Below are 19,613 nucleotides of genomic sequence, written 5' to 3' on the forward strand. Positions count from 1 at the left end.
CTCTAAATCATAAGCAAGTTAAATGAGAATTGTTAAGTTTAAATGAGAATAAATATCAATGAAATTGTTAATTGACTTTATTTAAATGATAATGATTATTGTTTATAAACTATCCAGGCTGATTACTTACTTTTAGTAACAAGATGTAGTACGATATCATATAGACAGGGTACATATAGGGGGAAACTGAAATGACAGACATGAAACTAGATCCAAAGGTCTTTGCCATATTAAAAGAGAAAATTCAAATGATCGAGTCTGAAGAAGGTGCCATTTACCTTGTCGGCCCAATTCGGCTGCCTGTGAATTTATATGAGGAAACTTTCATATTCAACTGGTATTGCTGGTTGAGCCTTGATGAGGTTACTGAGGATTACGAAAGCATCATCGAGAAATTGAGCTCAGCGAATCTTGCAGAGTATCAGCAATCGAGTGTCCTGGTTTATGGAGATTTCGAAAATGATGCAGATGCATTGATTCGCATGCATTCCATCTGCCACACTGGCGATATTTTTGGCAGCAAGCGCTGCGACTGCGGTTACCAATTAAAACAATCCATGAAGCGGATCACAGACCATGGCACTGGTGCACTGTTTTATTTGGCCAACCATGAGGGGCGCGGTATTGGTCTCTTCAGTAAAGCAATGGCCTATGTACTGCAGGAAAATGGCTATGATACAGTCGAGGCAAATGAACGTTTGGGCTATGTGGATGATTCCAGAAATTATGGAGACGCTATCGCTGTTCTGCAGGCATTGCGCACCAAGCCGGTGATATTGATGACCAATAATCCAAAGAAAGTGGATGCCATTGAAAAAGCCGGTCTCCAGATTGCTTCGAGAACGTCTCTATGGGGAGACGAATCCGAATACAACGCAAACTATCTCCAGACCAAGATCGACCGCTCAGGACATCTTAAGGATGGGGAGGACATTGTACATGTCAAGCCATGAATTTTATATGGACCTCGCACTCAGCAATGCGAAAACCTTGAAGGGACAGACAGACCCGAACCCGCTCGTCGGTTCCGTCATCGTCAATGACAACCGAATTGTCGGCATCGGCACCCACCTGAAAGCCGGAGAACCTCATGCGGAAGTTCATGCACTCCGCATGGCAGGCGACATGAGCCACGGCGCGACCATTTATGTAACACTCGAGCCTTGCTCCCATTTTGGACGGACCGGTCCTTGTGCACAGGCCATTATTGATGCCGGCATCAAGAAAACCGTCGTGGCTGCGCTTGATCCAAATCCGCTTGTTTCCGGTAACGGTGTCCGGATGTTAGAAGAAGCGGGCATTGAAGTGATTGTCGGCGTACGTGAAGAAGAGTCACAAAAGATGAATGAAGTGTTCAACAAATTCATTGTTGAAAAAACTCCTTTCGTAACACTCAAAGCCGCTTCTACGCTTGACGGAAAAATCGCCACCCATTCCCTCGACAGCAAATGGATCACTTCTGAGGAAGCACGATTGGATGTTCATCTTCTGCGCAGCCAGCACATGGCCATACTGGTTGGCGTCGGCACTGTTATTGCAGACGACCCTGAATTGACGGCCCGTATTCCAAATGGCCGCAATCCACTCCGCATCGTACTAGATTCCACGCTGCGCATTCCGCTTGATTCGAAACTTATTAAGGATAGGGCGGCCGATACTTGGATCTTTACAAGCACCAACCACGACGCCGAAAAACGCAAGGCATTGGAAGGGCTCGGAATTTCCATTTACGAAACCAGCAGTGAAAATCAGGTAGATGTTCTGGACGTTGTTCGCCTGCTCGGTGAAAAAGGCATTTCTTCCCTCTTTATTGAAGGCGGCGGCACGATTAATGCAGCTTTTCTGGAAAATGGATTAGTTGATAAAGTGGTATTTTACTTTGCTCCTAAAATCGTCGGCGGCAAAATTGCACCGACTTTTATTGAAGGAACAGGTGTTGAATGGATGAAAGACGCCGTTGATATCCGCGACGGCGAATTCACTCCAATTGGCAAGGATTTTAAATTTACGGGTTATCCCGAAAAGCGAGGCAGCATATGAGATTTGGATTTGACGTAGACGATACATTGATCAATTTGCGTGAATATGCGTTTCACTATTACCAGGAGCAATTGGGCAAACGTGTGGACATTGATATTTTCCATGCCTTAAACCGCGTCGAAATACACGAGGCATTCGAACTCAGCGATGAAGAAGGCAAAAACATGTGGAACCGCTCTTTGGACTTTTTGTATTTCACCGATTGCCCCATCTACCCCGGGGCACTGGAACTGCTAAAGCAGCTCGAGTCTGGCGGCCATGAGATTTTCTATATTACCTCGCGCCCTGCTGAGCATACGGAAAATACATTCAACTGGCTCATCGAACAAGGATTCCCCGTGGAGCGGGAGAACTTTTTCTGTGGCATGAAAGATTCGGAAAAAGTCGGGATCATCAAAAACCTCGAGTTGGATTATTATTTCGATGACAAACCAGCTGTTTTGGACACCTTAGCAAATGAGCCGGTGAGAGTAGTCGTCAAAGACCAATCCTATAACCGCCACCTTGATTTGCCGCGCGTGAAAAATTGGGACCAATTAGGCGATATGATGAATAGCGGCAGGAAGTGAAGCAGCTTTATTTGCCTTTTTAGCTTGAATTTATGTTTGGAAAACTTCAGATTTGAATTTCTCTCCGAAGTTAAATGCTGGCGCATTTTCAAAGCACTCCAAAAACCCCTGGTTCCAATTTGGAACCAGGGGTTTTAATGCATTTCCAACAATCGCTTCATGGAATGTGATTTTTCTATACGCCTGAGTAGGCCAAAAACCCGCCGTCTACAGGGACCGTGATACCTGTAACAAAACCGGAATAATTCTCATCGATGAGCCATAGCATTGTGCCGACTAAATCTTCTGGTTTGCCAAAACGTTTCATCGGTGTACTGGCCATAATTTTTCCGGAACGGGGAGTCAACGAACCGTCAGCATGAGTCAACAGATCCTTATTTTGCGCTGTCAGGAAAAAGCCAGGTGCAATCGCATTAACACGTAAATTTTCCTCTGCAAAATGCACTGCCATCCACATCGTAAAATTATTGATGGCCGCCTTGGCCGCGCTATACGCCGGCACTTTGGTCATTGGGGAATAAGCACTCATAGAAGAGATATTTAAAATAACCGGCGCATCCTGTTTCAATAATTCTTTGCCGAATACTTGGCTGGCTAAGAACGAACCAGTGAAGTTGCTGGCGAAGACACGTGAAAATCCATCTTCCTCCAATTCAAAAAAGGATTTTCCGGCTGCTCCCTCTTCATGTATTTCAATATCGGTAATAGCGTCAGGATGATTGCCTCCTGCACCATTAATAAGAATATCAATTCGGCCGAATGCTTCAACAATCTGCTCTTTAGCTTTTTCCAGAGACGCCCGGTCTAAGACATCAGCAGCTACAGCAATGGCCGTCCCGCCTGCTTCATTAATTTCATCCGCCACGCCCTGTCCTTTTTGGGCTGTCCGGTTCAGGATTGCAACATTTACTTTTTGAGCCGCCAGGTGGCGCGCCATTTCCGAACAAAGAACGCCGCTTCCGCCGGTAATGACGGCTGTCCGTCCTGCGATAGTTTCATGAGTTGAAAACATGGTATCCCCCTTTATTTTGTTTGATGTGCATCCCATAATCCCAAAAGATACATGATTCCAAGCGCTCGGTCGTACAAGCCATAACCTGGTCTGCATTGTTCATTCCAGATATGGCGGCCATGATCCGGACGGGCATATCCTGTATAGTTCTGATTCGACAATTCACGGACTACGCCATTCAAATCGATAGAACCGTCCTGCGTATAATGGGATGTTTCGATAAAATCACCATTGTCGAAAATCTTCACATTGCGCAAGTGGGCAAAAGGTGAGTGTTTGGCATATTTTGATGCCAGGTCCACCATGTTATTCTGCGGATTGGCACCCATAGATCCTGTGCAGAAAGTAATGCCGTTGGATGGGGAATCCGATATGGAAATCAGCCGTTCCCAGCTTTTTTCGCCTGTCATGATGCGTGGCAAGCCAAAGATAGACCACGGTGGATCGTCCGGATGGATGGCCATTTGAATGCCGCTCGCTTCTGCTGTTGGTAAAATTGCTTCCAGGAAATAGGTGAGGTTCTGCCATAACTGTTCTTCGTCCATGCCTTCGTATGCTTCAAAAAGTTCTTGAATCCGCGCCATTTTTTCCGGTTCCCATCCAGGGAGTGTTAAATCTGAAGCTGAAGAAACTGTTTCTATCAGTTCTGCAGGCTCTAAAGATTCAATTTTTTCCTTTTCGAAGAATAGAGCAGTTGAACCATCTGGCAGCGGATGATAAAGAGACGTACGCGTCCAGTCGAATATCGGCATGAAATTATAGCAAATCACTTTGACCCCTGCTTCGCCCAGGTTGCGGATTGTCTCTTTATAGTTTTCAATATATTGATCGCGCTCTTCGTTGCCAAGCTTGATGGATTCATGGACATTAACGCTTTCCACCACATCAGCATGAAACCCGAAAGATTTAATATAATCGACTTCAGAACCAATTTCTTCCTTTGTCCAAACTTCTCCAGCCGGCTTCTGATGAAGTGCCCAAACGATCCCTTTGGTTCCCGGAATCTGTTTGATTTGTTCTAGCTGCACGCTATCATTGCCGCGGCCATACCAGCGAAATGTAATATTCATGAGAATCCTCCCTTTTTAAGCTAACTCTTTAAGATACTCTTTAACCAACTGGGTAACACCCTGTTCTCCGGCTGAACGGTAAGCTTTTGTCAAATCACTGCCGATGCCGACTGCTACAGCTCCAGCTTCCAGCCACGCGTTCATGTTTTTGATATTGATGCCGCCAGTAGGCATAATACGCACTTTCGGCAACGGACCGTTAACTGAACCGACAAAGGAAGGTTCAAATCCATTGGCAGGAAACAGCTTCAAGATATCACAGCCCCACTCTGTCGCCTCGACCATTTCCTTGATCGTCATGCAGCCCGGCAGATAAGGCACATTATAGCGATTGCACACTTTGGCAATGTCCGGATTAAAGTTTGGGCTGACCACAAATTCAGCACCGTGCAGCAAGGCGTGGCGGGCAGTCTCTGCATCCAGGACTGTTCCCGCGCCAATCAATGCCTTGGAACCTGCCAGTTTCTCAAATACTTTTGAAACATCCGGTGTTGTATAGGTCAATTCAATCGCCTTTAAACCGCCGTTCACAGCAGCTTCTGCGACAGCTATTGCTTCATCTGCATTTTTTCCGCGTATGACGGCTACGATTCTGGCATCCAGAATCTGTTGGTATATTTCCATTTTAGGAATCATCTGCATCTCTCCTCATTCAAAGACAATCAACGCTTTTCTTACTTTGTCCGGATTGTTTTCAACAAAAGCAAATGCTTCTTTCACCTGATCTAACGAAAACTTATGGGTAATCAATCCACTTGATTTTAATTCTCCGCTGTTTAAAAGATCCACCACTTTTCCAAACTGATTGGTTTGCAGCCTTGAGCCTACGATGGTGATTTCTTTTTTTGTAATCGGCAATTGCGGAATCGCAGATGGCCGTTCATCGAACCCAAGAATGACCACGCTGCCAGCCGGCGACACCACATCGATGCTCAGCTCTACTGTAGCAGGAAGGCATACCGCATCAATCACGACATTAGCACCTTCGTTCGACGTAAGCTCGAGTATACGCTCTTTTACAGATTCCTTGCCTGCATTGATCACTTCGTCAGCGCCGCTTGCTTTTGCAAAAGCAAGCCGCTCTTCATTTAAATCCGTCATGTAAACAGTTGCTCCAGCGACTTTGGCCAATTTCAAAATACAGATGCCAATAGGGCCACAGCCTTGAATCAAAACTGTATCGCCTTTTTCAACATTCCCCCGCCAGACAGCTTGTGCTCCTATTGTATAGGGCTCTGCCAGGACGACTTCATCCCAATCCAGTTCTTTATCCACAGCGTGAAGCTGCTTCTCCGGCAATACTATAAATTCACGCATGCCTCCATCTTCATGGACACCGAATACCGATAGTTTTTCACAAACATTCGGGCGCCCTTTTCTGCACGCATAACACTCGCCGCAGTAATTGATCGGCTCTACGACAACATGGTCACCAATTCTCAAGTGGTCTACGGAACTTCCTACTTTGACCACTTCACCGGCCACTTCATGCCCGACAACCCGGGGATACGTAGCCAGCGGATTTGTGCCATGGTAAATATGCATATCGGAGCCACAAATTCCTACACGCTTCACTTTGACCAACACGTCATCACCATGTTTAATATTCGGAGTTTCCTGTTCGATAATTTGCAGTTCGTGTGCTTTTGGAACTTGTACTGCTTTCATCATATAACCACCCTATTCAAATAGACTTGGCAAGAATAATGTAACTTGAGGAACAAATGCGACAAGCATAAGTACCGCTAAACTGACTCCTATAAATGGCACTAATTCTCTTGCTGTTTTTCCAATGGATACTTTCCCTATCTGGGAGGCAACAAAGAGACAAACTCCTACAGGCGGAGTTACTAATCCAATTACTAAATTCAAAACCATCATGACGCCGAATTGAATTGGATCCATTCCGACTGTCAATGCAACTGGCAACAGAACAGGGAATAGGATGACCAGTGCCGCAATGGTTTCCATAAACGTTCCTACAAAGAGCAGGAGCAGATTGATCAACAAGATGACGATAATCGCATTAGTCGAAATCCCAAGAATCGATTCTGCGACAAGCTGTGGAATTTGTTCACGCACCATAATCCAGCCAAACAGGTTGGCAAAGCCGACTAGCAACATGATAGAAGCTGTAGCGGTCATTGAAGACAACATGATTTCCGGTATTTTTTTCACCGGCAATTCTTTGTAGACGAAAATACCGATAACAAAAGCATAAAGAACAGCAATAATAGAAGCTTCTGTCGGTGTGAAGAAACCGCCTAAAATTCCGTATAAAATGATGAACGTCATCAGCAATGCCCAGAAAGCGCCCGTGAAGCTTTTCCATATTGCCTTTAGAGGCTGGCGGTCACCTTTCGGGTAGTTCCGTTTGACCGAAATAATATACGTTGGAATCATTAATCCAAGTCCCAGAAGAATGCCTGGAAGTGCACCGGCTAAAAACAGATCTCCAATCGATAACGATGCCAGCGTTCCGACAATGATCATTGGCAGGGAAGGCGGGATAATTGGCCCAACCGTAGAAGAAGACGCGGTTACAGCAGCTGAAAATCCTGCGCCGTAGCCTTCTTTTTTCATGGCAGGTATTAAAATAGAGCCTATGCTTGCTGTATCAGCAAGCGCAGTTCCTGAAATTCCGGCAAAGCCCATCGAAGCTCCAACATTGGCAAGCCCCAATCCACCGCGGATATGGCCAAAAAGATCATTGGCAAACTTGATGATCCGTTCAGTGATTCCGCCTGCGTTCATTAAATTACCTGCAAGGATAAATCCTGGAATACACAAAAGTACAAAGGAATTTAATCCCCCGAACATCCGTTGAGGAATAATATTAAGTGGAATGCCAGCTAACATAAGGTAGATAAAGGAAGCCAGCCCCAAACTGAAAGCAACCGGTACTCCCAGGAAAATCAATACGATAAAGGATACAAAGAGAAGAGTAGCCATCAGTAATCGTCACCTCCAAAATTCTGACTATAGTCCTGTTTGTGTTTGATAAGGTCGACAATTTTTAAAACCGCATAAAATACCAGGAATACAGCCATGATCAACAAAGAGGCATGGATAACTGACATTTGGAAAGGCATCGTTGCCGATCTTTGATTATCGCCTAACAGAGTGAAATTGTATCCTTCAATGACCATAACCAGGCTCAACAGGATAATGGCCAGATAAATGACCACTTCATAATACCTTCGGAAGTTATCGGACATCCGATTAAGGATCATATCCACATTGATAAATTCATTGCGCATCAAAGCTAATGGAGCACCAAAGCTGATGCCGTACAAGAAAAGATAGCGCGTTAATTCTTCGGTCCAAATAAAAGAAAATGGAGCGAAACGTGAAATGATCTGGACGGTGACAATAATGATAACGCCAGCAAAGCTGAGGACTGTCAAAAAAGCGAGTGTGCTGTCAATCAATTTCCGGAACTTCGACATCCTAATTCATTCCCTTCCTAATGGAAAGGCACATTTGACCATGACAGCCAAATATGCCCTACTCACATATTATTCAACTGCAAGGATCTGTTCGTACAATTCCAACTGTTCAGGTGATAAAGAAGCTTCAACAGCCGGTGTCATCGCGTCGCGGAAAGCATCTTGGTCAACATCTACGAATTCCATGCCCTCGTCCATCAAGTCCTGTTCAATTGTAGAAATTTCAGATTCATACAATTCGTCGCCCAAAGCTTGCGCTTCTGCAGCTGCATCCTGCACAACTTGCTTCAAGTCATCTGAAAGCGCATCGTACTGGTCGTTGCCTACTAAGATGTAAATCCATGAATACACGTGTTCTGTACGGTTGACGTAGTCCTGAACTTCAGCCAATCCACCACTCTGGATCAAGTCGACCGGGTTTTCCTGGCCATCAATTACGCCTTGCTGCAAGCCTGTGAATACTTCATTGAAATCCATTACTTGCGGAGAAGCACCGGCAGCCTGCCAAACATCCAGGAATAATGGAACGTTAGGTACACGCATGCTGAATCCACTCAAGTCATCAGGAGAAGTGATCGGCTCGTTGGATGTCAAGTTACGCGGAGCACGTGTATGGTAGTAAAGAGCCGTCAAGCCTGCTTCATCACTGACTTCTTGTTTGATCTGTTCACCGATTTCTCCTTCAACTACCGACTTTACATGATCCAAATCACGGAAAGCATATGGAACTGCCATTAAGGCAGCATTAGGAGCCCAGTTCTGTAAAGTTTCCCCTGAAATAACCATGTCAGCTGTTCCTGCTTGAATCGAGTTGATCGTATCCGTTTCGCCGCCAAGTGAATTATTGGGATAGATGGTGATTTCCATTTGGCCATCTGAATTTGTTTCAACCAGTTCTTTGAACTCCAAAGCTGTTTGGTGCCAGATGTGATTTTCATCCGCTAAATGTCCAAAGCGCCACTCAATTGTTTCGCCTGATTCTGAACCGCCTTCTTCCGATCCTTCTTCATTAGAACCACAAGCTCCCAATACCAATACAGATGCAAAAATACCTGTTAACCATTTCTTTTTCATGTTCAATTCTCCCCTTTGTTTTTTATTGTTTTTTCAAATACTCATAAGTAGTTGCTGCAATCTGAACCCCATCTTTTCGACTGCGCTCTTCATTTTTCTGTTCGATTTCTCCAGGGACCAGAACACGATCGAATCCTTCAGCTGCTGGTACTTCCCGAATTTCCTTGATCATGTTATCCATCTGCTCCAGAAATCCTTCGGTATCTGTGAAGAAGGAAGGATTGATGGCACAGAAATAATGGCCTAACTTTCTTTTCTTGTCCAAATCCTCGTACATGGAATTGATGTGGGGACCGAATGCCATACCTGCAAGCAGACCGGAGAAAATATCCACAATCATCGATAACCCGGAACCCTTCGGACCGCCAAATGGCATTAAGGAAACGACTTTTGCAGGATCTGTTACGGATGCACCCGCTTCATCGACACCCCATCCTTCTGGAATATTCTTCCCTTCCTCTTTATGCTGCAATATCTTCCCCAGCGCAACGTTCGAAGTGGCCATATCCAGAATAAATGGCTTTTCAGATTTGGCAGGAACTCCATATGCGATTGGATTTGTACCCAGGAAGGATTTTTTCCCTCCAAACGGAACAACAATTTTATCGGTATGCGTCATGGCAATGCCGATCAATTTCTGTTCTGCTGCTTCTTGAACAAAGTAGCTGAGCGCCCCGCAATGACTGCTGTTCATTACGGTCACCATGCCTACGCCATTACTCTTCGCCATCTCCATTGCGTGTTTCATTGCGGTATCGGCTATGACATGCCCGAAGCCATCATCTCCATCAACTACTCCCGTTACTGGACCGGTTTGGTTAAATGAGATATCAGGTGCTGGATTGATGCCTCCAGCTGTGAGCCGGTTCATGTAATGTTCTGTACGAAGTGCCCCGTGTGAATTCACGCCGCGCAAATCTGCATGAACAAGAATTTCCGCAATTTTAGCGGCGTGCTCTTCACTGACTGATACACTCGCCAGCTTTTTTTCGATTAATTCTTGTATTTCTGTAAACGGTACAGTTACGGTTGCCATTGCACTCCCCCTATTTCAAGTTAGTATGTGGACCTTTTAAGCGTCCATGTAAACTTGGAAATTCTGTTTCAGCGCCAACATTTGAAGCGCTTTCAACTGATTGGCTTACTATCGTTCAACTGCTTTTTTATCACCGATGAAGTTTTCAACTTCCTCTAAATAAGGCAGCCCCTCGTTATCTCCCGTGACTGTAGTGACGAGTGCACCGACTCCGTTTGCAAAGCGCAATAAAGATTCTTCGTCAAAATGATTTAGGATTCCATAAATATAACCTGCATCAAAACCATCACCTGCACCGACAGTGTCGACCGGCGTTACTGAAAATCCAGAGCTTTCAATCCAACGGCCTTTTCTGTAGAGCTTCGATCCTTGTTCTCCATCTTTGATCACAAAATCCTTTATTTCGAAACGGGCCGCATATTCCACCAGTTCCTCCAGAGTTTCTTTTCCTGATATCATCTGAATTTCGTCTAATCCCGTCAGCAGAATATCAACTTCCGGAAAAACCTTTTCATATGCTTCTCGTGCGTCCTCGATGCTCCATAGTTTCAACCGAATATTAGGGTCGAAAGAAATAGTGATTTCTTTTTGTTTTGCTATGGTCAGGATTTTTTGAACAATTGCCATATTCGGTTCTCCAAGAGCTAGGTAAACACCTGTTAAGTGGACAACCTGGATGCCATCAAACAAATCTTCCGTAATGTCTTCTTCTGAAAGGGATGAAATAGGAGAAGGATTTCGATAATAATATGTTTTCCCAGAACCATTTGCATGAATTTCTTTAAAATTCAACGATGTCGGGACACCTTCGACAAAGTCGACTGACGATACATCAATGCCTTCGCCGCGGGCAAAGTTATAAATTACTTGGCCGAATTCATCTTTGCCCAGCCTGCTGATCCATTTGCTGCCTAGTCCCAACCGTGCACAGCCTATAGCAAAATTCATTTCAGCACCGCCGATTTTTCGCTCAAACTGTGTTACATACTTTAACGGGCCAGTCGTGGATGGGTTCATGGTAATCATGGCATCTCCAATTGTTAATACGCCAAACTCTTTAAGCAAACTCTCACCTCCCTTAATTTATATGGATTCCCGCTCAACCAAAATCGGACGGTATCGGCGCTCTTCATACTCTTCTTTAAAATCTTTGCTGACAATCAATTGCAGCAATGTATCTGCTGCATTTTGCCCAATTTCGAAAGTGGGCTGTTTGATGACCGAAATTGGTGTTGTAGCCATTTCAAGAAACGGTGAGTCATCAATCGCAATCACGCCGATATCCTTTGGAATCACCAATTTGTTTTTTTTAATAAACTTCAGCAACTCGATTAAAGCCAAATCATTTGTGGCAAAAAACGCTTCAGGCCGATTGCCGGAATCCCATAAACGTTGAAGCCTGCTGCCGATCTCCTCACGCTGCTCAGCAACAATCCAATCTTCCTCAATCGCCAGCCCATGTGATTCCAGCGCTTTTTTATAGCCCATGATGCGTTCAATGCGTGGCGTCACCTTTTGAACGATGGAAGTGGAGACTAAACCGATCTTTGTCCGCCCTTTTTTCGCCAATTGATCTACAGCAATCTGTGAAGCGCTTTCATTGTCGAGCAGAAGAGTGGGGAAAATCGGTTCGTTGATTATCCGGTCTACAAAAACGATTGGAAACTCTGCAGTTTTCAGTTGTTTATAATAATCGTTGTTGCCATTTGTCGGAAAAATAATCAATCCATCAACTTGCTTCGCAACCAGCATATCGATATAAGAACGCTCTTTTTCAGGTTGATCGTCTGCATTGCAGACAAACAAGTGGAAACCATTTCTTTCACATTCGTCCTCGATGGCGCGAATAATTTCAGTAGAAAACGTGTGCAAAATATTTGCTACAATAACACCAATTGTTCCGGTTTTTTTCTGTTTCAGGCTTTTGGCTACGTGATTTGGAATATAGCCTAATTCCTTGATGGCTGCTTCAACTCTATGCTTTGTTGACACACCCATAAACTCAAAGCGACTGTTTATATACTGGGAAACGGTGCTTTTGGAAACTCCCGCTTTTAATGCTACATCTTGCATTGTTATTTTTTTCATTTTCTCCCCTTCTAACTAAACCGGTTTAGTAAGTCATTTTAGGAAAGTATAATTCAATTTTTTTTAAAAATCAAGGGTTTTTATCAGAAAATTTCGTTTAACCAAAAAATATTACAAAAGTCTTGCTTGGACTAAATAGAGCAAATAATAACTGCTTTATAGACTAAAATAAAAAAAAGGGCAGGAAATTTCCCCTGCCCTTCCACTATTCAACTTTATCTTCTTCGCTCAATTGGCATTGTCCAAAAGCGTCATCCAAAGTATCGTATCTGCCTAATCGATGAACTTTTCCATTTCTGATATCCATAAAAGTATAAATCGTAACATGGCCGCTCTGATTTTCCCATGTAGCTTTTTGAACACAGACCACTTCGTTGCCTTTGGCGTAATAGTCCTGTGTTTCCATCCTGATGCCTGATTCTTTGATCCACTGCTGGAGAATATCATGACCTTCAGCTATACCTCTCGGACCCATCAATTCAATATGCGGATCTGAAACTTTCAGCACGCCTTTGATGTCCCGCTCGTTTACTCCAGTGGTCCACTGTTCTGCAACTTTTATATTGTTCTCCATTGCCTTTTCTCCCTTCTTCGAGAAATAGTTCTGCTCTTCCCGCGGTTCGATAAGGTTGAAAAAAGAAGACAGGAAAAACCCGTCTTCTTTAATAATTCTCGTTTTTCAACTTTTTAAACGTCGCCACAAATTTATCTGGATCTGTGTAGATTTTGTAGGTCAACACGCCCCGATGAGTATGGAGGTACAGCAAACTGGCGTCAGAAGAAAATGATTTATAGGAAATATCCCATACATTCGCTACATGAAATTTAGCCGCCGAAGTTACTAATTCATCCTTGTACAATTGAATATTGCATTCCGTTTCGACAATTTTCATTTCGCCAGCCTCAATGGAACGCTCCGTGTCGATGTAAGTGATAGACGACAATAAATTTAATTGGTCCAAATCGGCATTCCTCCTACAAATCCTTTTCTATATAGGTTGAACTAAAGAAACCAAACTTTTATCCATCGCTTCGGCCGCTTTAGGCAGAACTCCCGCTAAGAGATGGCATGAAATCAAAGCACACCTAAGTTTTACGCTGTATTCATCAAGGATATGGAGCTTATTTGCGGAATATCAGCAAGTCAAAATCATTACTTCAACATATATAGAAGTCTATCGCAGAGAGAGGGTTTTTAGCAAAATATACGACCATCTGGCACTTGCCCATTTAACCCTTTAGGGAATAGACCTGCTGTTCAGTGAGATGTTAGACTATTCTTACAATAACTCATTATGGTAGGAGGACTGTTATGGAAACCTGGTTTGCGGCGACATCCACCCATTCTTTTGACCCTTTTTCGTGGAACCACCTGCTTATATTAGCAATCGCTGCCATAGGAATTATTCTTCTTATTTCCGTGAAAGAACGATTAATGGAGGAAAAAAAGCTGTTCCGCTCATTGCGCTGGCCACTTCTCGCCATTCTGATCATTTCAGAATTCTCCTATCATTATTGGGCGATTACAAATGAGGTTTGGCATTTTAGCGGACGCATGCCGCTGCACCTGTGCGGAATAGCTTCTCTTACAGCAATGATCGGCCTGTTGACTATGCGGCCCATATGGATTCAACTCTCTTTTTTTATCGGGATAGTACCTGCTTTTTTGGCTTTGATCACGCCGGATCTTCCATATGATTATCAGCATTTCCGTTTTTGGAAATTCTTTATTCATCATGTCGCCATTCCCTGGTCTTGCTTATTTTTGGCATTATGCCGCCCGGATGCCATTACCTTACGTTCGGTCTTTTCCACCTATGCATTGGTATTAGCTTATGCAGCGCTGATCGGTTTCTGGATCAATCCATTGACTGAATCCAACTTCCTATATTTGATGCAGCGTCCAAAGACCACTTCTCCGCTCGATTTCTTTGGAGAAGGTTTATGGTATTACATCAACTTATGTCTGGCTGCTTTTCTACTGTTTTTTGTTCAATATTTGGTGTTTCGAAAATTCATAAAAAATTCTTGATGCTGTTAATCCATGTCGAAGTATTCATTAACTAAATCCCCATTGACGCCAATGGCTACGGCACTTCCTTCACCAGCTGCAATAACCAGTTGGGAAGGAACGATCAATGAGGCATCGCCTGCCGCATACACGTTCCAGACATTTGTCCGCCCATAATCATCCGTCAAAATGCCTCCATGTGTGTTGATCTTACAGCCGAGTTCCTTGGCGAAGGGAGCAGCATGGCTCCATATAGGTGTGACAAAACCGCCAACACGATCAATCAAAGTTCCATCTTCTAGTCTAACGCTGCGTAATTGTCCATTGTCGCCTTCAAGGCCGCCTATTACATCTTCCACCACCTTGATGCCTTTTCGAAGCAGTTTTTGCTTATCTTTTTCTTCCAATCGTCCTTCTCCATTTGTAAAAACGATTAAGTCACGGCTCCACGTATAGATTTTTTTCGCCAATTCAAATACCTGCTTATCAGCAATGACTGCCAGCGGTTGATCGCGCAACTCCCAACCGTCGCAATACGGGCAGCTGAATAAACTGGTGCCATAAAATTTTTCAATATCCGGAATGTTCGGCAGTTGTTCTTTTAGTCCAGCCGCAATAATGATTTTTATGCTGTGAAAAACATCTCCACTCTCAGTGGCCAATTCATAATGCGCTTCAGAAATGCGTTTCACACTGATGATGCGCTGCTTTTTCATGTCCACACAATCGTATTTGGCGATTTCCTCGCGGCCCAGGCGTTTGAGTTCTTCCGGTTCGATGCCATCCCGCGTTATAAAGCCATGCGATTTTCTTGTCACTAAATTGCGTCCGTTGTCGTCGTCAAAAAGTAAAGTCTTTCTTCTGGATCTCCCCAATACCAATGCAGCATTCAGTCCCGCAGGCCCACCTCCTATTATCGCGCAATCATATATCATATCACTCATCCTTTATTGTCGTTTCCATCGGAATTTCCCGTTTCTCTTCTATACTAAACAAACGCTTCGGTTGTTTTTTGATTTACGCAAAAAAAAAAGGCTCCCTTTTCAGGAGCCTTTTTTGCTAAGCCTGTTTAACCAATAACCCCGTTAAGGCATCAATGAAAAATTGGTTTTCCTCCGGTGTTCCGACAGAAACCCGTACATACTCGGGCAAATCCCAAATTTTTCCGTACCGGACAATTACGCCTTTTGCCATTAATTCTTTGTACAGTTTTTCTCCATCTTCACCTATTCGAACCAATACAAAGTTCGCCATGCTTTCGATATATGTCAATCCCAGCTCGTCGAAAGCTTTGTACAATTGTTCCCGGCCGGCTTTGTTGGCATTTTGGGAAGTCATTACATGCTCAGTGTCTTCAATTGCTGCTGTTGCTGCAATTTGCGCTAAGGTATTGACGTTAAATGGTTCTTTCACTTTTAAAATCGACTGAATGATCGGTTCAGAGGCAATCCCGAATCCTACCCGCACTCCGGCAATGCCGTAAATCTTCGAGAACGTTTGCAGCGTAAGGACCGGGTATCCAGCATTGATGTACTCGATGCCGTTTGTGTAATCTGCAGCGTCTGCAAAGTGATTATAGGCAGCATCGATCACCACCAATACGTTATCAATCGCTTCCACCAGTTTATCCAGATCTGTTTTGGACATGTATGTGCCTGTTGGGTTGTTCGGTGAACAAACGTAAATAATTTTGGTTTTTTCTGTAACCGCGGCAATCATTGCATCGACATCAAATTCAAAGCCTTCCGCAAATTTTACCGGAACAACTGTCGCGCCCATAATGTGTGCGCCAAAATCATATTCGCTGAACGACGGAGACGGCACAATCACTTCGTCCCCTTCTTCAAGGAACGCTTCAGAAATCAGTGTAATCAATTCGTCTGCCCCATTGGTCGGAATGACTTGCTTTGGATTGACATGAAACTCGTTGGCAATCGCTTTTTTCAATGCGCTGGCATCCGCATCAGGGTAGCGGTTCAATTCTGACAGGCCATTTTGGATGGCTGCTACCGCTTTTGGAGATGGGCCATGTGGATTTTCATTGGAGGCCAATTTAATGACGCGTTCCAATCCCAATTCTTTCTGCACTTCCCAAATCGGCTTTCCAGGCGAGTAAGGCTGGATTTTTTCTAAAGTTTTGCGTGCTTTAATATTATTTGAACTGGTCATTGAAATTCCTCCAAAAGATGTAAGTGATGGATCATTATTTATATTCTTATAATCATATCAGCCTCGGCGGGCAAATCAACTGAAAAAACCGCGAAGTATTGCAAGCTCCTTCTAATTCGGCCAAAGCGATGGGTGGATACATGAGTTTTAAACTAAGACAGGAAAAGAATCATCCCTAAACCAAACGTTTCTCAAGACTTTTTCTCTCTCCTCCCTTATTATACAGAATTGCGGCATTATTTGAACACACCTATCCAACTATTTGTGCGGGATAATGAAATATGGTTTACTGTTAAACAGACTAAGATATAGAGGAGTTTGGCCATGATCAAGAAAATGAAATTCGCATTTGCCCCTTTTCTGCTATTGCTGATATTGGGTGCATGTTCTGATAATGAAGAGGCGGCAGCTCCTGCAGAAGAAGCAACAGCCGAGACAGCCCCTGCAGAATCATCCCTTGAATTGCCCGCTCAGGAAGATGTCGTGGTTATTGTGGACGGGGAAGAAATTTTAGGCAATGTCTACAATAGTGTAGCACGCCAGCTGGAAACGACATTGGCATCCCAAGGACACGCCGCATCAGAAGACACTGGTGAGATGGTGAAGGAACAAGCGCTGTCTGTACTGGTGGGCAATAAAGTAATTTTGAATGACGCAGAGGAAAAAGGCTATGAAGCTGACGAAGAGACTGTTAAAGAACGCCTCGAAGATTTGAAAGGGCAATTTGAATCGGAAGAAGCTATGAACGAAGCGCTGGAGCAAACCGGTTTTACACTGGACGATATGGAAGTGCAACTCCGCGAACAACTAGTATATGAACAATATGTTGCAGAAGAAATCAAACCAGTTGAAGTGACCGATGAAGAAGTACAGGAAGCTTACGATGGTTTTGTTGAGACTTCTGAAGAAGAAGTTCCTGCCTTGGAAGAAATGGAACCGAATATCCGCCAGTCTCTTGAAGAGGAGAACACACAAGATGCAGTATTCACCCGCATTGAAGAACTGAAAGAATCTGCTGAAGTGGAAGTTAAAATATAAACAAAAACATCCTGCTCAAAATTGAGCAGGATGTTTTTGAAATTATGCCAGTTTTTCTGAACAGTAAGCAAGAATTTCTTCTTCTTCCTCATCTTCGAGTCCGAATTCAAGCGCGCCTCTTGTTTGCTTGTCAATAAAGTTGTAATGCGCTATGCGGGCACCGGTTTCTTCTGCAGCTATAATGACGCGCAGTTCCAAGCCGCCCTCAGTATATAATTCGTCATCTTCATCAACTTCGACATTCAACAAAAACTCGTAACGATCGCCTACCATGATGCCTGTAGGGTCGTTGATTTTGTGGAATACATAATCTGTAATTTGCATTGTAACACCTCCGTTCTTCTATTCTAGCGTGTCCGCGCCTTTTTGGACAGTTGCATCGCAAAATAAAGCGTTTAATGCATTGTCAAAAGGGAACATATATGGGGTGAAGACAATTAAAGGAGTGGAATCGAATGAACGTATTAGTTATTGGAGCAAACGGTCAAGTCGGCCGCAACGTTGTCAAAGAATTAGCCGAATCAAACCACAAAGCTACTGCAATGGTCCGCAAAGAAGATCAGGTAGATAAAATGAAAGAACTTGGAGCTTCTAAAGTAGTGCTTGCGGATCTCGAGGAAGATTTCAGCGAGGCCTTTGATGGCGTCGACGCTGTCATTTTTGCAGCAGGTTCCGGCCCTTCAACTGGAGCTGACAAAACCCTCACCATCGATTTATGGAGCTCTGTCAAAGCAGCCCAGTATGCAAAGGATAAAGGCGTGAAACGCTTTGTACAATTAGGTTCAGTGGGATCAAATGATCCGGATGCCGGCGGCGAGGCAATGAAGCCTTATCTCGTAGCCAAACGGACAGCGGATGACTTGCTGCAGGCAACCGATTTGGATTACACGATCGTTCGCCCTGGAGCACTTTCAGACGAAGACAAGTCCGGGAAGATTGAAGTGTCTCTCAATGGATTTTCTTCTTTAGAAGGAAGATCCATTCCAAGAGCGGATGTTGCACACGTCCTGGTTGAAGTGCTTGACCGCAGCAATACTTACAACAAAGTGTTTGAAGTACTGCAAGGCGAGCAGCCAGCCAGTGGACAACTAGATTCTTTATAGAACAAAGTCGAATAGCAAGTAAAAAAGAGCGGATGGATTTCCGCTCTTTTTTGTGTTAAAATAGGCATTACGATAACTAGAGGACGTGATAAGCATGATTAATATCCAACCACCAAAAGCGGATGTGACGATTACACAGCGCAAACAGGAAATTACAGGTGACGAAGCTGTCATCAAACCGTTATTCGGCTTTATCGATCTGCACGATATTCCACGCGATAAAGGCGGCATCATCCAATTTTTCAACCACAGCGGAGAGCTGCTGTTTGTCGGAAAAGCCCGCAAACTTCGCCAGCGTGTGAAAAAGCATTTCGAAGATTCGGTTTCACCGTTGAAAAACCATCGCGAAGAAGTATACCGCATCACCGTTTCTATCGTGGAAGACCCAATGGAGCGCGATATTTACGAAACGTATTTGATCAATACACAAAAAGCCAAATACAATGTTGATAAAGTCTTTTATCAAGAACAAGAATAAGAAAAACGGAGGCCCTTGGGCTTCCGTTTTTTTCTTTAGTTACTCTGTCAGCCATTTTTCAAAATAATGATGGCTATGCCCTTCCGGAAAATCTTTTATTGCACCAAATTCCGAAAAGCCCTGCTTTTTATAAAATTCCGGGGCTTGAAAACTTAAGGTATCAACGATCATCAATCGATGGCCTTTGCTGCGTGCATAAACTTCCGCTTTAGCCATCAGCTTTGCGGCAATGCGCTGGCCTCTGGCGGCTGGATCGACCCACAGAAAATCGATGTGCAAATGCCGCCAGAATCCGGTAGCCGTTAATCCACCTATAATTTCTTCCGACTCATTGCGGACGATAAAACTCATTTGTTCAAATTGAGATTTGTTTTCTCCCGGTAAACTGGCATTATTGTATTCGATGACCTTTTTCCGAATAAAATCACGATCCTCTGCCACTTCCTGCCGAATGATTTTCATTAAAATGCTTCCTC

23 protein-coding genes are annotated in these 19,613 nt (G+C 44.0%); 7 read left to right on the forward strand and 16 right to left on the reverse strand.

Going from position 1 to position 19,613, the window contains the following annotated elements:
- Positions 1-191 precede the first annotated feature (191 nt).
- From GJB59_RS03095 to GJB59_RS03105, 3 genes are read left to right on the forward strand one after another with little or no spacing between them, the layout of a single operon-like run.
- Positions 192-953: a GTP cyclohydrolase II gene (locus GJB59_RS03095; RefSeq protein WP_142827497.1), complete on the forward strand. Its 762-nt coding sequence runs from the start codon at positions 192-194 to the stop codon at positions 951-953.
- Positions 940-2,040 carry a bifunctional diaminohydroxyphosphoribosylaminopyrimidine deaminase/5-amino-6-(5-phosphoribosylamino)uracil reductase RibD gene (gene ribD, locus GJB59_RS03100; RefSeq protein ID WP_142827498.1) on the forward strand — a complete coding sequence of 367 codons (1,101 nt, stop codon included), beginning with the start codon at positions 940-942 and terminating at the stop codon, positions 2,038-2,040. The genes GJB59_RS03095 and ribD overlap by 14 nt, the downstream gene beginning before the upstream one ends.
- Positions 2,037-2,609 carry a 5' nucleotidase, NT5C type gene (locus GJB59_RS03105; protein WP_142827499.1) on the forward strand — a complete coding sequence of 191 codons (573 nt, stop codon included), beginning with the start codon at positions 2,037-2,039 and terminating at the stop codon, positions 2,607-2,609. Before ribD ends, GJB59_RS03105 begins: the two co-directional genes overlap by 4 nt.
- Before the next feature lie 175 nt (positions 2,610-2,784).
- Here GJB59_RS03105 and GJB59_RS03110 read toward each other — a convergent pair whose 3' ends face one another.
- The 12 genes from GJB59_RS03110 to GJB59_RS03165 all read right to left on the reverse strand — a co-directional run bounded on the left by GJB59_RS03110 (position 2,785) and on the right by GJB59_RS03165 (position 13,300).
- The gene (locus tag GJB59_RS03110) at positions 2,785-3,621 is read right to left on the reverse strand and encodes an SDR family oxidoreductase (protein ID WP_142827500.1); all 837 of its coding nucleotides are present in this window, start codon (positions 3,619-3,621) and stop codon (positions 2,785-2,787) included.
- A gap of 11 nt (positions 3,622-3,632) precedes the next feature.
- On the reverse strand, positions 3,633-4,691 hold the full coding sequence (uxuA, locus tag GJB59_RS03115) for a mannonate dehydratase (protein WP_142827501.1): 1,059 nt from the start codon (positions 4,689-4,691) through the stop codon (positions 3,633-3,635).
- A gap of 15 nt (positions 4,692-4,706) precedes the next feature.
- On the reverse strand, positions 4,707-5,327 hold the full coding sequence (locus GJB59_RS03120) for a bifunctional 2-keto-4-hydroxyglutarate aldolase/2-keto-3-deoxy-6-phosphogluconate aldolase (protein WP_142827502.1): 621 nt from the start codon (positions 5,325-5,327) through the stop codon (positions 4,707-4,709).
- Between the two features lie 12 nt (positions 5,328-5,339).
- Positions 5,340-6,359: a zinc-binding alcohol dehydrogenase family protein gene (locus GJB59_RS03125; protein WP_142827503.1), complete on the reverse strand. Its 1,020-nt coding sequence runs from the start codon at positions 6,357-6,359 to the stop codon at positions 5,340-5,342.
- Positions 6,360-6,371: 12 nt separating this feature from the next.
- Positions 6,372-7,646 (reverse strand): TRAP transporter large permease, encoded by a 1,275-nt coding sequence (locus tag GJB59_RS03130; RefSeq protein WP_142827504.1) that lies wholly within the window; start codon positions 7,644-7,646, stop codon positions 6,372-6,374.
- A complete protein-coding gene (locus tag GJB59_RS03135; protein WP_142827505.1) occupies positions 7,643-8,140 on the reverse strand; it encodes a TRAP transporter small permease in 498 nt (165 codons plus the stop codon). The genes GJB59_RS03130 and GJB59_RS03135 overlap by 4 nt, the downstream gene beginning before the upstream one ends.
- A 69-nt stretch (positions 8,141-8,209) precedes the next feature.
- The gene (locus tag GJB59_RS03140) at positions 8,210-9,214 is read right to left on the reverse strand and encodes a TRAP transporter substrate-binding protein (RefSeq protein ID WP_142827506.1); all 1,005 of its coding nucleotides are present in this window, start codon (positions 9,212-9,214) and stop codon (positions 8,210-8,212) included.
- 22 nt (positions 9,215-9,236) lie between these two features.
- The gene (gene allD / locus GJB59_RS03145) at positions 9,237-10,250 is read right to left on the reverse strand and encodes an ureidoglycolate dehydrogenase (RefSeq protein WP_142827507.1); all 1,014 of its coding nucleotides are present in this window, start codon (positions 10,248-10,250) and stop codon (positions 9,237-9,239) included.
- Positions 10,251-10,358: 108 nt separating this feature from the next.
- Positions 10,359-11,315 carry a sugar kinase gene (locus tag GJB59_RS03150; protein WP_142827508.1) on the reverse strand — a complete coding sequence of 319 codons (957 nt, stop codon included), beginning with the start codon at positions 11,313-11,315 and terminating at the stop codon, positions 10,359-10,361.
- An 18-nt stretch (positions 11,316-11,333) separates the two neighbouring features.
- On the reverse strand, positions 11,334-12,338 hold the full coding sequence (locus GJB59_RS03155) for a LacI family DNA-binding transcriptional regulator (RefSeq protein WP_142827509.1): 1,005 nt from the start codon (positions 12,336-12,338) through the stop codon (positions 11,334-11,336).
- Positions 12,339-12,543: 205 nt separating this feature from the next.
- Positions 12,544-12,912, reverse strand: a complete 369-nt coding sequence (locus GJB59_RS03160; RefSeq protein ID WP_142827510.1) for a nuclear transport factor 2 family protein — start codon at positions 12,910-12,912, stop codon at positions 12,544-12,546.
- An 88-nt stretch (positions 12,913-13,000) separates the two neighbouring features.
- Positions 13,001-13,300 carry a hypothetical protein gene (locus tag GJB59_RS03165; RefSeq protein WP_142827511.1) on the reverse strand — a complete coding sequence of 100 codons (300 nt, stop codon included), beginning with the start codon at positions 13,298-13,300 and terminating at the stop codon, positions 13,001-13,003.
- A gap of 350 nt (positions 13,301-13,650) precedes the next feature.
- Between GJB59_RS03165 and GJB59_RS03170 the strand changes: the two genes are divergently transcribed.
- A complete protein-coding gene (locus GJB59_RS03170; RefSeq protein WP_142827512.1) occupies positions 13,651-14,370 on the forward strand; it encodes a YwaF family protein in 720 nt (239 codons plus the stop codon).
- 5 nt (positions 14,371-14,375) lie between these two features.
- Here GJB59_RS03170 and GJB59_RS03175 read toward each other — a convergent pair whose 3' ends face one another.
- Positions 14,376-15,284, reverse strand: a complete 909-nt coding sequence (locus GJB59_RS03175; protein WP_142827513.1) for an NAD(P)/FAD-dependent oxidoreductase — start codon at positions 15,282-15,284, stop codon at positions 14,376-14,378.
- 124 nt (positions 15,285-15,408) lie between these two features.
- Positions 15,409-16,518, reverse strand: coding sequence for a histidinol-phosphate transaminase (hisC, locus tag GJB59_RS03180; protein WP_142827514.1), 1,110 nt, complete (start codon positions 16,516-16,518; stop codon positions 15,409-15,411).
- A 324-nt stretch (positions 16,519-16,842) separates the two neighbouring features.
- Here hisC and GJB59_RS03185 point away from each other — a divergent pair, with 324 nt between their 5' ends.
- Positions 16,843-17,556 carry a SurA N-terminal domain-containing protein gene (locus tag GJB59_RS03185; RefSeq protein ID WP_142827515.1) on the forward strand — a complete coding sequence of 238 codons (714 nt, stop codon included), beginning with the start codon at positions 16,843-16,845 and terminating at the stop codon, positions 17,554-17,556.
- A gap of 42 nt (positions 17,557-17,598) precedes the next feature.
- Here the strand turns inward: GJB59_RS03185 and GJB59_RS03190 are convergent, their stop codons facing one another.
- Positions 17,599-17,880 carry a DUF6509 family protein gene (locus GJB59_RS03190; protein WP_142827516.1) on the reverse strand — a complete coding sequence of 94 codons (282 nt, stop codon included), beginning with the start codon at positions 17,878-17,880 and terminating at the stop codon, positions 17,599-17,601.
- A 131-nt stretch (positions 17,881-18,011) separates the two neighbouring features.
- On the opposite strand from GJB59_RS03190, the gene GJB59_RS03195 reads away from it, so the two are divergent.
- Positions 18,012-18,659 carry an SDR family oxidoreductase gene (locus GJB59_RS03195; protein WP_142827517.1) on the forward strand — a complete coding sequence of 216 codons (648 nt, stop codon included), beginning with the start codon at positions 18,012-18,014 and terminating at the stop codon, positions 18,657-18,659.
- A 94-nt stretch (positions 18,660-18,753) separates the two neighbouring features.
- Positions 18,754-19,137, forward strand: a complete 384-nt coding sequence (locus GJB59_RS03200; RefSeq protein ID WP_142827518.1) for a nucleotide excision repair endonuclease — start codon at positions 18,754-18,756, stop codon at positions 19,135-19,137.
- Between the two features lie 39 nt (positions 19,138-19,176).
- Here the strand turns inward: GJB59_RS03200 and GJB59_RS03205 are convergent, their stop codons facing one another.
- Entirely contained in the window at positions 19,177-19,599 is a 423-nt protein-coding gene (locus tag GJB59_RS03205) for a GNAT family N-acetyltransferase (RefSeq protein ID WP_142827519.1), read from the reverse strand.
- Positions 19,600-19,613: the final 14 nt, after the last annotated feature.

It is taken from the genome of Planococcus soli, from assembly GCF_016881065.1.
In the GTDB taxonomy this organism is placed as follows: Bacteria; Bacillota; Bacilli; order Bacillales_A; family Planococcaceae; genus Planococcus; species Planococcus soli.